This is a genomic window from Gemmiger sp. An50 (assembly GCF_002161595.1).
Taxonomy (GTDB): Bacteria; Bacillota; Clostridia; order Oscillospirales; family Ruminococcaceae; genus Allofournierella.
Window position 1 is genome coordinate 194,743 of record NZ_NFID01000002.1, and the last position, 13,738, is coordinate 208,480.

General features: G+C 55.4%; 18 protein-coding genes. 1 reads left to right on the plus strand and 17 read right to left on the minus strand.

What is annotated here, in order from left to right:
- Positions 1-89: 89 nt before the first annotated feature.
- The gene (locus B5G03_RS03050; RefSeq protein ID WP_087180304.1) at positions 90-1,439 is read right to left on the minus strand and encodes a hypothetical protein; all 1,350 of its coding nucleotides are present in this window, start codon (positions 1,437-1,439) and stop codon (positions 90-92) included.
- Positions 1,440-1,730: 291 nt separating this feature from the next.
- Here B5G03_RS03050 and B5G03_RS03055 point away from each other — a divergent pair, with 291 nt between their 5' ends.
- Positions 1,731-2,051, plus strand: a complete 321-nt coding sequence (locus B5G03_RS03055; RefSeq protein ID WP_087180305.1) for a helix-turn-helix domain-containing protein — start codon at positions 1,731-1,733, stop codon at positions 2,049-2,051.
- 248 nt (positions 2,052-2,299) lie between these two features.
- On the opposite strand, the gene B5G03_RS03060 is transcribed toward B5G03_RS03055, so the two are convergent.
- The 16 genes from B5G03_RS03060 to B5G03_RS03125 form a co-directional block, all read right to left on the minus strand.
- Complete coding sequence (locus tag B5G03_RS03060) at positions 2,300-3,646, minus strand: relaxase/mobilization nuclease domain-containing protein (protein ID WP_087180306.1); 1,347 nt, start codon at positions 3,644-3,646, stop codon at positions 2,300-2,302.
- Positions 3,647-3,787: 141 nt separating this feature from the next.
- On the minus strand, positions 3,788-4,081 hold the full coding sequence (locus tag B5G03_RS03065) for a CD1845 family protein (RefSeq protein WP_087180307.1): 294 nt from the start codon (positions 4,079-4,081) through the stop codon (positions 3,788-3,790).
- 161 nt (positions 4,082-4,242) lie between these two features.
- Entirely contained in the window at positions 4,243-4,590 is a 348-nt protein-coding gene (locus tag B5G03_RS03070; protein ID WP_087180308.1) for a plasmid mobilization protein, read from the minus strand.
- Complete coding sequence (locus B5G03_RS17560; protein ID WP_164496664.1) at positions 4,587-4,751, minus strand: hypothetical protein; 165 nt, start codon at positions 4,749-4,751, stop codon at positions 4,587-4,589. Before B5G03_RS17560 ends, B5G03_RS03070 begins: the two co-directional genes overlap by 4 nt.
- Positions 4,752-4,916: 165 nt before the next feature.
- Positions 4,917-5,285, minus strand: coding sequence for a cysteine-rich VLP protein (locus B5G03_RS03075; protein ID WP_087180309.1), 369 nt, complete (start codon positions 5,283-5,285; stop codon positions 4,917-4,919).
- A 4-nt stretch (positions 5,286-5,289) separates the two neighbouring features.
- A complete protein-coding gene (locus tag B5G03_RS17565) occupies positions 5,290-5,466 on the minus strand; it encodes a hypothetical protein (protein ID WP_164496665.1) in 177 nt (58 codons plus the stop codon).
- Positions 5,463-6,254 carry a DUF4366 domain-containing protein gene (locus B5G03_RS03080; RefSeq protein WP_087180310.1) on the minus strand — a complete coding sequence of 264 codons (792 nt, stop codon included), beginning with the start codon at positions 6,252-6,254 and terminating at the stop codon, positions 5,463-5,465. Before B5G03_RS03080 ends, B5G03_RS17565 begins: the two co-directional genes overlap by 4 nt.
- A gap of 2 nt (positions 6,255-6,256) precedes the next feature.
- Positions 6,257-6,511: a DUF4315 family protein gene (locus tag B5G03_RS03085; RefSeq protein ID WP_087180311.1), complete on the minus strand. Its 255-nt coding sequence runs from the start codon at positions 6,509-6,511 to the stop codon at positions 6,257-6,259.
- 13 nt (positions 6,512-6,524) lie between these two features.
- Complete coding sequence (locus tag B5G03_RS03090) at positions 6,525-8,231, minus strand: C40 family peptidase (RefSeq protein WP_087180312.1); 1,707 nt, start codon at positions 8,229-8,231, stop codon at positions 6,525-6,527.
- A complete protein-coding gene (locus B5G03_RS03095; protein ID WP_206423597.1) occupies positions 8,212-10,575 on the minus strand; it encodes a VirB4-like conjugal transfer ATPase, CD1110 family in 2,364 nt (787 codons plus the stop codon). Before B5G03_RS03095 ends, B5G03_RS03090 begins: the two co-directional genes overlap by 20 nt.
- Positions 10,529-10,918 (minus strand): PrgI family protein, encoded by a 390-nt coding sequence (locus tag B5G03_RS03100; protein ID WP_032741782.1) that lies wholly within the window; start codon positions 10,916-10,918, stop codon positions 10,529-10,531. The genes B5G03_RS03095 and B5G03_RS03100 overlap by 47 nt, the downstream gene beginning before the upstream one ends.
- Positions 10,893-11,498, minus strand: a complete 606-nt coding sequence (locus tag B5G03_RS03105; RefSeq protein WP_087180313.1) for an MT-A70 family methyltransferase — start codon at positions 11,496-11,498, stop codon at positions 10,893-10,895. The genes B5G03_RS03100 and B5G03_RS03105 overlap by 26 nt, the downstream gene beginning before the upstream one ends.
- A 2-nt stretch (positions 11,499-11,500) precedes the next feature.
- Entirely contained in the window at positions 11,501-12,295 is a 795-nt protein-coding gene (locus B5G03_RS03110; protein WP_087180314.1) for a DNA-methyltransferase, read from the minus strand.
- Positions 12,285-12,536, minus strand: coding sequence for a hypothetical protein (locus B5G03_RS03115; RefSeq protein ID WP_087180315.1), 252 nt, complete (start codon positions 12,534-12,536; stop codon positions 12,285-12,287). Before B5G03_RS03115 ends, B5G03_RS03110 begins: the two co-directional genes overlap by 11 nt.
- A gap of 15 nt (positions 12,537-12,551) precedes the next feature.
- The gene (locus B5G03_RS03120) at positions 12,552-13,418 is read right to left on the minus strand and encodes a VirB6/TrbL-like conjugal transfer protein, CD1112 family (RefSeq protein WP_007055142.1); all 867 of its coding nucleotides are present in this window, start codon (positions 13,416-13,418) and stop codon (positions 12,552-12,554) included.
- A gap of 11 nt (positions 13,419-13,429) precedes the next feature.
- Positions 13,430-13,642, minus strand: coding sequence for a Maff2 family protein (locus B5G03_RS03125; RefSeq protein WP_002578752.1), 213 nt, complete (start codon positions 13,640-13,642; stop codon positions 13,430-13,432).
- Positions 13,643-13,738 lie beyond the last annotated feature (96 nt).

Genomic DNA, 13,738 nt, shown 5'->3' on the forward strand with positions numbered 1-13,738 from the left:
CGTTAAGCCAGTCAAATAAGAGCGCAAGCAATCAACAGATTGCTTGCGCTCTTATCATACAACGGTATTTTGTTTGTATCCACTCTCAATTATTCATCATCATCCAACTCGCGGAGAGCTTCCTCATATTCTTTTCGATATTGGTCTTTCTTTTCATCCCGCAGGAACTCTCGGCGGCGGTAGGTGTCAGCATCTACGCCATCCACGGGGATGCGAGAGTCATGCCAATCACTATATACAGTGCCGTCCTGAGCGGACGCGATAGCATTGAACCAGTCATCCACCTCTTTCGTTTTTGCCTCATACTGGTGCCGAAGCTTGGCTTCTTTCTCGGCTCGAATCTGACGCTTCGCCTCCTGGTACTCCGCCTCCAATTGCATCTCCTGCATTGCCTTTTCCGCCGCAGCCCGACGAGCAGGAGCAGCTTTTACCCAGGCATCATAATTTGCTTTTTCCTCCTGCCAGAGTTTCTCGTACTTAGCTTCCACATCAGGATTTTTTTCACTATCGGGAAGCCCTGCATACACCAGCCTGTGAAACTTCAGTGCCAAATACAATGTAGTCATCCCATCGCGTTCCTCACTGTGTTTCTCGGCGATCTCCATCAGCCGATCTGCATCCCGCTTAGCCCTGTCATACTGCTGGTAATTCAACCAGAATAGAATGATTTTCGAGTATATCGCTTCGACCTTCTGAATCCACAGGGACGCATAATTCCCGGCAAATTTTGCCACATCCATCCCTGCAGGCCGGTTTATTTTCCACTTATCGGCTTTGAAATCCTCGTACATCAGATCGCCAACCCTCTCTTGGACAAGCCGAAGCGGGATACTGTTGTCCTCTTCCACCTTATCCAATATCTCAAAAGCTGTATCTAAGTCCAGCGGTACCCGGTACTTTTTGCCATCAGGCCCCACCGTCAAGAGCGCTTGTTTGATTTGATACCTGCGATCCTTGTAGCCCTTAGCAATCGCTCGTAAAACTTTCAAAAAACAGATTGCAAAAATAAGTGATGCTCCCACAAAGATGATAGCCTCAAGAGGGCTGCGCTGAAAAAGTAATCCCAGAGAAATAAAGGCATTTTCTGCTTCTTCCCCAAAGTCATAGTGACTCCGATTATATAAGGCAGTATAAGCCAAGTTATAGACAAACCCAAGGGTGTAGCCTACAAATCCCAGCAAAGTAGAAATCCATTTGAGTACCCGCTCTTTATGTGTATCCAACAGGAGGTACCATTCTTCATCTGCCATGACAACTTTAAAAACAATAGCAATCCATGATAAAAAACACCCAAAGAAACTCCACCACCGAGAACCCTGACCACCATTTCCAAGCCAAGTCAATACCCCTATCACTGCCAAAGCCACCAAAGTTAGGCCCCAACGAGAACTATCGAACTTCTCGCTATTCTTTTTTGCTAAAGGGAACACCTGATCCATTATTCCTTCCTCCTTCATTTTCTTTCTCAGCAAAACTCTTGCCGTTAAGAACTGGCTTACGGAAAAATATTATCCATTTTTATTTTTCACTTTACCCTAAATTATAAAACATTATAAAGCTAAACACAAGTATCATGGAGTATTTTGCTTTTCAGTTCTGCAATTTAGGGTCAAAAACATATTTATTACGATTATAACATATTTTAGTGGATTATTAAAGAGATATAAACGTATATTTTTGGAGCAATCGACCACAATTTTCCGATAGACTTTTCTTGGAGGTAGTGGCGTATGGTTGATCCAAGTTTTGTGCGTAACCGCATCACACAGTTACGGTTAGAAAAGGGCGTATCAGAATATCAAATGAGCTATGATCTGGGCCACAGCAGAAGTTATGTGTATAACATTTCTTCCGGCAGATCACTGCCGCCTATGACGGAATTTTTACAGATTTGCGATTACTTCGGTATCACGCCCGCCCAATTCTTTGACACTTCATCGAAAAACTCTGCATTGATTGAAACAACTATTGCTGAATTAAAGAAACTGAACGATGATGACATTATGTTGATTTTAGGTAATATCCGTCGTTTGGCGAAAGACAGCAAATAATCTATGGAGTTTATGCAATCAGCCAGTCGCCCAAAGCGGCTGGCAACTTTCTTTTCAACACTTTGAAAACCCGGTACTATGTTGCGGGTTGCACGTTTTGGCAAGCAATTCGGGTGTGGCCACACTCCGAAATTTTCACAGGCCGCAGGCCCGTGAAAATGCTTGTTGGGGAGCTCCCCAAACCCGCTGGACTTCGGGACAAATTGTCCCAAAGTCCCGGCGCAAGCGCCTGTTGGATGCGGCCCGGGCTAACGCTCCTGGGCCTTATTTTCCCGCCCGTCCGTATGGCCGAGCAGATAATCAATGTTTGCCTTGACCGCAACGGCCTGCCGCATATCCGCCTGGGCCTTGCGATATTCCGCATAAAGGGCCTTTTTCTTTTCGGAGAGCTCCCGGCGCTCCTTTTTCAGCGCGTCCATTTTCGGGAGCTTCGCCCCGCCTAAAAGATCATTCATGGCAGCTTTCGCCGCCCGGTATGCGGCCAGCTCCGCTTCATGCTGGGCCAAATATTTTCTGCTGTACCGGGCCGCCTTATAGCCATCGAACACGGGCCGGGTTTTTGCAAAATCCACCGTAGCGCCCATGAGCTGTACTGTATGGGAGAGGGCCGCTTCGGTTTCCCGAAGCTCCCCAGCCAGGGCGTGAAAGCGATCCACCGCCGCCTCGGTACTGGCCGCCAGTTCCTCATAGTCTGTGAGCTTGTGCTCCTGGAGATATTGGAGCGCGGCGGCCATCTGTTTGAGGTTGTAAACTTTGGCCCACCGCGCATAGGCCGGGCTCTTGCCCTGTGCCATGCGCTCTTGAATGTCGATAATCAGATTGACACGCCGGGGCGGAGCCGGGCCGTCCTTCGGGATCTCCGGGATAGGACGCTCCCCGGCAATCACCGCCCGGATGTCATCGGGATCAAAGCCTGGGCCCAGGACAGAAGCCCGCAGGCGGGTGTACTTATCCTGCCCAGGAGCCAGGAACGAGATCACGCCGCCCCGCCCATGCTTCACCGCAAAGCCGGACTCCTCCATAAGCCGCAGAAAGGCCGCAAAGTCGACAGGCTTTTTTCCCAGAGTCTCCACGATGGCCAGCCGCACCCGCTGTTGTGCGGTGGGCGGCTTTTCCCCGATCCACTGGCCATAATGGAGAAAGCGGCCCTTGCTGTGCTGTTTCGGATTTTGGATAACAGACAGCTCGTGCTCAATGCACACCCGGTCAGAGAGCCGCCGCAGAGCAAAGGATGAACCGATGAAGTTATGAAACTTCCGGGAGCAGTCCTGGGCCGTGGAATTAAAATAAATATGGTTATGCGGATGCCCCTTGTCAATATGGGTACAGACGAAAAACTGGTACTTGCCTTTTGTCCAGCGCATGGCTGTTTCATAGCCGATTTTGTTTGCCTCCTCCGGCGTGACCTCGCCAGGAGGGAACGCCTGCCGGATCTGAAAGAACAGGGCCCCGCGCTCCACGGCCCGGCCCGTTTCCGCCTGGTACTGGCTTTTCGTCAGAAGAAACTCAGCGGGGGCCGATGACGGATCGCAGAGGTAGGCAGACACAGCCCCTATCTTTTTCGGATTGAGCCCATAGGCAAACCGATCCTCCATCGTCTGGACAGCCGTTTTTCCAGCCGCTACCTTGTAGGGCCGGATGTAAGTTGTAGCGATAGCCGCGCCCCCTTTCTGAAAAAATACGGCGGCTGGAGCACAGCCGCCGCAAAGGACTTCGGGACAAATTGTCCCAAAGCGTTATTCCGCAATAAAGGTCTTTAACGAGTAGGTAAGATCATCCAGCTTGCAGACCAGCCACTCGGCTGCGGCGGGCAGCCCGAAAGGAGAAAGCAGAAAAGCAAGCACCAGCCCGGTGATCCCCCATTGTGGATTGCTCTGAATGAACAGCTCGAACAGGCCGCACACCGCAAGGACAAGGGACAGGATGCCAAGCACCCAGGACGCGAGGGAAACGCTGAAATTGAGAACTGCGACAATCAGCGTAAGAGCCAGCACAGCAGGAGCCGCGATGATTTTCAGAATGATCCGCATAGCTTGATACCTCCTCATTTTTGGTGACGGTTTATCCTTATATAATCATTATACCTCTGTCCCGGAGGGACAACAAGGATGCCTCCGGCTTTCAGCACCTCGGGACAAAGTGTCCCGAAGTAGTGAAAGCCGGGGAACGGCAAAACCGCTCCCCGGCAGGACTAACGCTCCACAATAGCAGACAGCTTTTTCAAAAGATCGGACAAGGGCCCCCACAGCTTTTCATAGTCCCGTTGCAGAGCTTTCATTTCCTCAGGATAGATCCCGCCGTAGGTGTTGGCCTGGATTGCCACTTGATTGAGATTGTTTGAGCACCGCCGCTGGAGCGACACCAGCTCCCGGACGGGCGAAAGGTCAACATGGAGCACATACCCATTCAGCGCCATTTTCCGCATATAGGCCCCCATGTTTCGGATGCCCGCCTCGGCCATGCGTTCCCGGATCAGCGCCTGCTCCTCCTCCGACACCATTACATGGAGATGGATCGGGCGGCGGCGTTTCTTTGTCATCGTTCCTCCCGTTCCAGACTTCGGCTGGCCCGGGGCGGCTCTTTTACCTTGTCTAACGGCTTTTTCCGCTCCCGGGGGCTTGCGGGGATCGGGGCATGAAATTCCCGGTAAAGCCGCATCGCCTCCTGGTCGGCAAGTTCCTGTATGCGTGTTTTTTCCATGATCGGCACCTCCTTAAAAAGCAGGCACTTCGGGACAAATTGTCCCAAAGCGCCACAGCGTAAATGTTGACAGCATCCGGGCCGAAACAGGGCAGGCCATACTCTGATACGGCCCGCCCCAAAACAGGCCCCGGAAAGCCTTGATACAAGCGGGTTTTAAGGGGCCTAATTGTCAACACCCCAGCCCCGCTTTTTCCGCATATATTCCCTCTGCTGGCGGCGGTGGGCTTTCTTTGCACAGACCGCCGAGCAGTACGCCTGCCGCCGATCCGGGGGAACGGGCCCGCCGCAGACCGGGCAGACCTTAAAATCCGGCCTGGGCCCCTCGGTCAAGAGGGCCGCCGCCAGCGCCGGATCAAGGGGCAGGACGGCCTCCCGGAAATAGCGGCAGTAAGCACCCGTCCAGCATTTCCCCAGCATATAGCACTCACAGTCCAGCGGCAGGCACCCGCACTCCCGGTCATAGTTGGCGCACCACTTTACCACAAGGGCGCGGATGGCCGCTTTCTCCTCCCGGGTAAGTTCGCGGGGCATGGCCTCACCTCCCGCCAGCCGGGGCTTTCAAAAGTTCCCGGTAGCAGGACACACAGCCGATGCCCCGCCAGTAGGGACACCCGGAGCACCGGGAGCCCCTGGGCGGCTTCGGCGTGGCCGGAGCCTGGAGACGGGGCTTCTGCTTCATCATTGTTTCAAAGGGGCTGTTGGTAAATCTCATTTGTCAGCCTCCTCTCCGTCATCGTCCTCCTCGTCCCAGGGCGGGCCATCATCATCCTCGTCCCCGTAGGGTTCCCCGCCGTCATAGCCATCCAGCTCCCCGCCGTAGTCCTCCTCGGGTTCAGCGGCTTTTTCATGTTTCGGGCGGTAAATCTTAAAGTACCAGCCAGCCCCGCCGCCGATCACCGCCACGGCCAGCACCAGTAGAAGCATCCCCATATTGCCGCCCGTTTCCGGCTCGGCCTCCTCCGGGACGGGTTCCCCGGTTTCCTCCGTTTCCACGGGTTCCGGCTCAACGCCCGCGCACTCGGTCATATTGACAGCGCAGACCGGGCAATCCGTATTGACAGCCCCCGCCGCGCATTTTTCAGAGCAGGAGCAGGCGGCCTGTTCCACCCCGGCAGCCTCCGCCGCAGCCAGCAGATCGGCCTCGTCTGTCATGCTCAAAAAGTAGGTTTCATACTGCTCGCCTTCCTCGTCCACGGGCTTGTCATAGTCAATGACAATGTAAAAGGTGTTCCCGCCCGCCGTCTGCACCGTGATAAACTGCTTGTTAGTGTGCTCGTCATAGAGCAGATCGCGGGTAACAAGGTTTCCCTCCTCCGAGAAGCCCTCGCCCGGTTCGATGGCGGGCTCCGGTTCCGGGGCCGTGGTTTCCTCGGTCATGGTGGGATCACCATAGTTTTCGCCCTCACCGCCGTCTGCATAGGCAAAGGCCGGGACAGCCGAAAAGCCGCATAAAAGAACGGCGGCACAGAGCGCCGCCGTCAGAGACTTCCATCGTTTCATATTCAATTTTCCTCCTTCCCGCCGGGTTCAGACTTCGGGACACTTTGTCCCAAAACCCCATCGCCCTTCAGCTTTTCAAACAGGAGCGGGAGCTCCGCAAGGGGGATGCTCATGCCCCGCACGATGTCCACGATCTCGCTGTTTTCCGCCTCCAGCTTTTTCTGCTCCAGTTCTTTCAGTCGGGCCTGTTGTTCACTGATTTTGGCCTTGACCTTATCAATCTCGGCCTGGATTTTCATGCTTTTTGCCGTTGCCATAGATAACCTCCAATCATGGTAAACGCCCGTAGGCGTAGAAATGAGACTGCCAGTAACTTGTATTTAGGTTTGCGTAACCGATGGGATCTCCACAGTGGAGCATCCGCCCGTCACCCACATAAATCCCACAATGGCTCACCCCCGGCGTATCATAAGTGCCTTTGAAAAAGACCAGATCGCCGGGTTGCGGATTGCTGGTCGGCGTACAGATGTTATAGAGCCCCTGGGCCCCCAGGCGGCCCACATTCCAGCCGGAATGATTGATCACCCAGGACACATAGCCGGAGCAGTCAAAGGATGTGGCCGGGCTGGAGCCGCCCCATACATAGGGATAGCCGATATATTTCTCGGCCTCGGAGAGAATGGCGGCAAAGGTTTCGTCATCCAGATACTCCCGGGGCACCTCGTACCCCTCGGGCGTTTCAGTGTACTTGCCGACATACTCGGAGCCTGGGAACAAATCCGGGCGGTTTCCCAGCGTTGCCATATAGATGGCATACTGGGACATCTGATCCTCGCTCAACAGGTAGACAGGCAGATGGGACAGGTTTTTGTTTTCCAGCGTCACATAGCAGATGTAGTAATTGTAGGGGACTTCCACCTCGTAATCGTTGCCCTCGCTGTCGGTGTGGGTTTCCGTCCGGTAGCGCACCTCCACCACCACATCCTCGGTCAGAATGTACTGGCTGTCAAAGAGCGTTTGCAGAGAGCCCTCCACCTGGTCAAGCGTCCACTGGCCCTCATGGAGCGAGCACAACAGGGAAAGAAGCACATAGGGATCATGCTCGATCTCGTCCAGGTCGAAGTGGTACTCGTCATAGTCGTGGGTGCTTTCGTAGCTGTCCAGATAGTCGGATAGCTCCGCCTCCAAGTCACAGTAAGCGGCTTCGGCCCCCAGCAGATCCCCGTCCTCGCAAGGATAGGTGCTGGCCCCCACCGCGCCGATGGTGCTGTTTCCCAGCGTAACAAGGGAAGAAGAACAGGACTGCATCACCAACACAAGCAGGACGCAGGCCAGAGCCAGCAGACAGCCCACGGGATGGCGTTTCACAAAACCCACCGCCCGGGCCGCCAGCTTTTCTGTGGTAACAGCCGTTTTCCCGGCGGCCTGGGCCCCGTATTTGGCCGCCTCCTTTGCCTGCTTCTGATACCTCTTGCGGAGACGCCGCTTCTGCCAAAACCGGGACAAAGCGTTTTTGGAGAGCTCCGGGTGCTCCTGTGCGGCGGTGTGAAAATGGTAATCTGCCGTAGCCTTGATATATTTGGACTCGGCCTTACGAACCGCCTTTGCCGGGTGCTCCCGGATTTTCCGTTTCACAAACCGGGAGCCATGCCGCAGGGCAGACTCGCCCACAAGCTCAGAGCGGTGGGCCCCTTCGATGCCCACATTCTCATGCTCGTTTTCGTAAATCTTCCCATGCACAAAGCTGTGGGCGGAGCCGCTGGCCACCCGGCCCACACGCCTCACCGGGCCCGGCTTTTTGGGCGGCTTCTGTTTTGCCAGCTTTTCCTTTGCCCGATCCAGCTTTTCCCCGCGCTTTTCCATGCGGAGTTTGGATGCCGCCGCTTTCTCCTGGTTGCTTTTCTGCCGGAATTTTGACTTTGGGACACTTTGTCCCGAAGTACCCCCGGCGCTTCCTTCGCCAGCCCCGCCTGGATCGGCGGCCCCAGCCGCCTCCCTGGGTTCGGGGCCCGCGCCGTTATTCGGTTTTCGCTTCATTTTTCACATCCTCCGGGCGGGTGGTCAGCAGGTTATAGATCTCGCCTTTCGGGAACCGATCCACAAAGGGGATGGTCACATTCCCATAGAACAGCAGGCCCTCGCCGGAATTGGAGTGGGTGATGTAGGAAAGCTGATGCTCGGAAATGCCGAGCTGTTTTGCCAAAATCGTCCGGTCACTTTGGGCCTGGGACAGCAGGATCATAAAATCCGTGTTGTCGAGAATGTTCTCAATCTCCCGGCTGGCCAAAAGGTCTTTCACATTCTGCGTAAGTGCGCTGGGGACACATCCTTTTTTTCGGAGCATCTTCCAGACCGCCACGAAATAGCTGGCGGTCAGAGGATCGCGGAGCAGGACATGGAACTCGTCAAAGTAGCACCAAGTCGCCACGCCCTCCCGGAAGTTGGTGTCCACCGCCTGGGAGACAAACTCGTTTGTGATGTGCATGGCAATCTTGCGGAGGTTTTCTCCCATGTTCTTGAGCACGATGCACACCACCCGGCTGTCCGTTTTTACATTGGTGGGATGGTTAAAAAGATTGAGGGAGCCCGTACAGTAGAGCTCCAGGGCGGTTGCCACCCGGCGGGCCTCCGGCTCCGGCTGTTTGAGAAGCTCCTCGTACAAGTCCTGCAAGAGCGGCGTTTTTTCCGTGGCAATCCCCAGGGCCTGTTCCCGGTAGACCAGCCGCACACAGCGGTCAACCACCGTCTTTTCGATGGGCTGTAAGCCGTCCTTGCCGCCTACCACCAGCTCGCACAGGGAAAGCAGGAAATCCGCCTTCATGGAGAGCGGGCTTTCCCCGGCGGTCATGTTAAGCTCCACATCCATCGGGTTTAAGTGGTGGGGGCTGTCCGGGGCAATCTCGATCACCTGGCCGCCCAGCCTGCGAACCAGCGGGGCATATTCCCCCATTGGATCGACAATCAAAATCCGATCCTGGGGGATGGCAAGGAACACATTTAAGAGCTCCCTTTTTGCGGCGAAAGATTTTCCAGAGCCGGTAGAGCCGAGATACAGCCCGTTGGCCGACTTCAGCTTTTTGCGGTCAGCCATGATGACATTGTGGGAAAGGGCGTTCATGCCGTAGTAGAGGGCCTGCCCAGCCATCCGCAGCTCCCTTGTCATAAAGGGAATGAAAATCGCCGTGGAGCTGGTCGTCATGCCGCGCTGGATCTCCACCTCGTTATAGCCGAGAGCCAGCGAGGACACAAAGCCCTGTTCCTGTTGCCAGTCAAGACGCTTTAAGGAGCAGTTGTATTTCTGCGCGATGCCGCCCACGGTAAACACATCGTTTTCCAGCCGCTGGCGGGTGGGGGCAAAGTTTACCACCGTGAAAGTGAGCAGGAACATCCTCTCGTTGCGGGACTGGAGGTCAGCCAGAAGCTCCGCCGCGTCCTTGCTGAATGTGATAAGGTCGGGTGGCAGGATGTCGGGATCATACCCGGCCCGCACCGCCTTACGCTGTTCCTCCACCTTCATTTTTCCGATGTCAGAGATTTTGCCCTTAATGGTCTTAATGGCCTTGAGCTGATCCACCGTCTGAATATGGAGCGTGACCGTCATTTCCGCATCCATCTCCAAAATCTCCGCAAGGAGCTTGTCAGAGAGCTCGGACGCTAAAATCTGCAAGTAGGACACCGCGCCCCAATACTGGCCGATCCGAAATGAGCGGGACTGCCTAAAGTCGAAGCTGTCCGGGGCGATAAAGTCCTTTGTGCCGAGCCCGGTCTGCGGAATGTCCTTCCACGAAAAGCGGAACGGCTCCCGGTTTCCCGGGTGCATCTGGCTATAAAGCAAGGTCAGCCTTGCCCGCCCGTCCATCGGCTCACAGGGAACACCCAGCCGCTTGAAGTTTCCCATCACATCGGCCTCCACGCGCTCCAGGCGGGGGCGGGCCTCCGCGATCCCTTCGGCGGGTATGCCGAAAGTGATGTATTTGGAGCGTTCAATGCCGTTGTTGCTTTTAGCGATCTGATTTTTCAGCATCCCGGTAAATTCCCCCCGGACGCTGTTAAAATCATCATCCGCCTGGGGAATGTTTACCTTGTAGCGGCTCCTGGAATGGGAACGGCGGTTGATAAAGGAAAGCTGGAACGGCAGAGTGCTGTCAAAGTAGTTGAGGAATGAGCTCCAGCCGCCGAAAATCGCCGTCTGATCCTCGGTACTTGCCACGGAATAATTGATGTCCTCATATTCCACGGTCTTTGTATAGAGCCCGCCGGGGAGCTTGCACACCCCGTCCGGGTGCATTGCCAGATAGGGGATCGTCTGCTGGACGGACAAGGCCGCCCGGCTGTTACCCCTTCCGGGACTGTTTTTGCTTTTTGCCTTTCGCAATCGCATCCTCCTTTCTCACAGCGCCCCGCCCGGTAAACGGAGCGTAAATGTTTTCTGTCTGATAGTGCCGAACCCCGGGCCGCAGGAATTTGGCCCGGATGATGTTATGAACCACTTTTTCAAAGGGGAGCCCGTCTTTTTCATACATCGCCAGCAGGAACGCCGGGAGCATGACCGCCAGCATAAGGAACATGGCCCCGGTATTCCCCAGGGGCTCCCGCGCCAGCAGGTAGGACGGGATGCCGATGGCCGCCGCCCCGCCAAAGCAGATGAGCTGGCGCTTTGTCAGATTGAACGCCATTTTCGTTTTGATTTTGGATAAGTCATTCGGGACATTTACATAGGGCATGAGAAACCTCCTTTCTCGCCCCGGAGACTTCGGGACAATTTGTCCCAAAGTCCGGGACGGTGCTTTCCACCTCGTTTCCCCACACATCCCAGCCGGGCGGCGTCTGTCTTGCGAACAGCTCCACCCGGGGCAGATCGCCCATAAGGGCAACAATCTTTTCCCGGGCCTCATCCGGCTTTTTGCTGTGGGCTTCAATGGGGGAAATGATAAACTGGTGGATATTGGCCGCCTGCCGCTTCGGATGCCCTTTTGTTGCCAGCAGGCAGATCTCCGCATTTCCCCGCGTCCAAAAGCCCAGGCCGTAAAACCAGCTATCAGCTTTTCGGTTTTTCTTCAGCCAGACGAAAGCCACGGACTTATACTGAAAGCCCCACGCCTTAATCAGCCGCAGGGCCTCGGGGAGCTGGGGGAAAGTCGCCCACAAAAAAAGCGCGCTGTCCGGGGCGGCCAGATCCGCCACCGGGAGCGCACATAACTCGTCAATCCCCATTGTGGGATAATGATTTTCCGCCGCCCCCTGTACCTTGCTCCGCTGGTACTGCCAGGGAGGATCGGCGTAAATGATAGAATATCGTCCGATAGTTACACTCCTTTCTCCCCAGCCTCCACCGCCGAGCGTGCCACGCGGATGCGCTCACTGGCGGCGGCGTAAAAGGCCGGGGCCGTTTCAAAGCAGACGAAGCGGCGGCCCGCATTGAGGGCGGCAACAGCGGTTGTGCCGGAGCCCGCGCAGATGTCGGCCACCAGCTCGCCGGGCCGGGTATAGGTCTTGATAAAATACTCACACAGCTCCACGGGCTTTTGCGTGGGATGGATGCCGCCCGTTACGGTGGGAACAAACAGCACATTTCCCGGATAGCGCCGCCCATCGCTGGACTCGGAGCTCTGCCGCTCAAATTTCCCATAGTTCGGGCTGGTTCCGCTGCGGGCATGAACACGGCTGTACGGCTTGCCGTAAGTAAACTGCGGATTGTAAAGCGGGGCTTTCTGATAGAACACTAAAATATTCTCCGACTTTTTCAGCGGAGCCCGGTTTGCATTGAGAAATCCTGTCCCGCGTTCTTTGTACCAGATCCACTCATAGCGGAGCATGGAGAGGTTGGAGGCCCCCAGCACCTTGTCATAGGGGCATTGAGCAAAGAATAGCACCGCGCCCTCTGGCTTGACCGCCCATTTCACCGCCTCCCACAGCTCCGGGAGCGGCAACGGCACATCCCAAAAGTTGCGGGTAGTGCCGTAGGGTGGATCGGTCAAAAGCATATCCACCGAATGACGAGGGAGGGAACGCAGGCCCTCGATGCCGTCCATCAGAAACAGTCCCTCCGGGCAGTCAGGGGACTTCGGGACACTTTGTCCCAAAGCCGCCTTATCGGTCATGCCTTGCCTCCTTGCCCTTTGCCGGGACAGTGCGGGCGGCGTTTTCACGGGCGGCCTGCGCCCGCCCTTCGGCTAACTGCTGGGCAATCGTCTTTGCGTCATCCCTTCCACCCAGCAATTCCCGCTTTTGTAAAATGGCCTCCGTTTCCGCCATAAAGCGGGCAACATCCGCCTCGTTAAAGTCCTCCGGCGCTTTTCCATACCACAGGCGCGTCCCGTCGGGCCCATATCTTCTCGGCATATAACACCCCTTTCTTTAATGAGCACCAAAGATGCTTTTTGAAATCGTTCCGGTTTTGAACAACATAAAGCAGAGCAGAACCGTATAGCCCACGGCTCCCCATATTGCGCCGATGGGATCTCCGCCTGTGGCGATCCCTTGAATGAGCACCGCATAGATGCCCACGCACAGCAGGATCAAAAGCCCCTGGAAACCGATGGCGAACAGGGACTTCAGATAATTCTGCCCCATACTCCCCATTTCCCGGTTGGACAGGGTAGCCACCGGGATGGGCGCTAAACTGGTCAGCATATATATTTCCAGCATACGGCCATAAATCAGAACGAAAATCACGATATTCAGCGCGGTCATGGTAAAACCGATAAAGATCGACTGGAGCCACAGGCCCAAAAGGGAGCCCAGCCCCATTGTTTCCAGCGTGGCCTCCAAATCCGCCAGCATATCCGGCGAAATGTCCGTAGAACCCTGGATCACCCCTGCCGAGCTTGCAATCACGCTCTGCGACACATCAAAAATCGCGTTGACGATATTGAATGTGTTGGAGAGGATAAGGATGGCCGCCGCCGTTTTGAAAATCCACTTGAAAAACATCCAAGTGTCGATGTCGTGTAAATTATTGCGGTCTATGAGCATTTGAATGAGCTCGTACACCGCCACATAGGTTAGGACTAACCCGGCAATCGGTAAAATTACCGTTTCGGAAATCTGGCGGATAAGGGAGAAAACCCCGGCGTTCCATGCCGCCGGGGTTGTTCCCACCTCTCCCGCAATCTCCCCGACTCGGGCGTTTACCGTATCAAACAGGCCGCTCAGATTGCCTAAAATGCCTTCAATGAGCAGGCTTTTGAGCCAGTCGGTCAGCCAGTCGGTGAGAAATCCCATAAGCCGTTACCTTAAAACAGGCCGGACAGCAGAGGGATCAGCGTAGTGCCGAGCAGGATGATGCCGCCGCCCGCCATGAGCTGCTTCATGCCCTGGCTTTTGGAACCTGGATTGTCGGAACCATAACCTTCCAGGAGGTTGACAACGCCCCACACGCCCAAACCAGCGCCCAGCGCAACAACGAGAGTCTGCAAAGTATCAATAGCGGAAGAAAAGAACTGCATAGAGCCTCCATTTCTCCGGGTGTTCCCCGGCCATGAAAAAAGCCGCCATCACTGGCGGCAGGTTACAGCTTCGGGACACTTTGTCCCAAAGCCCAT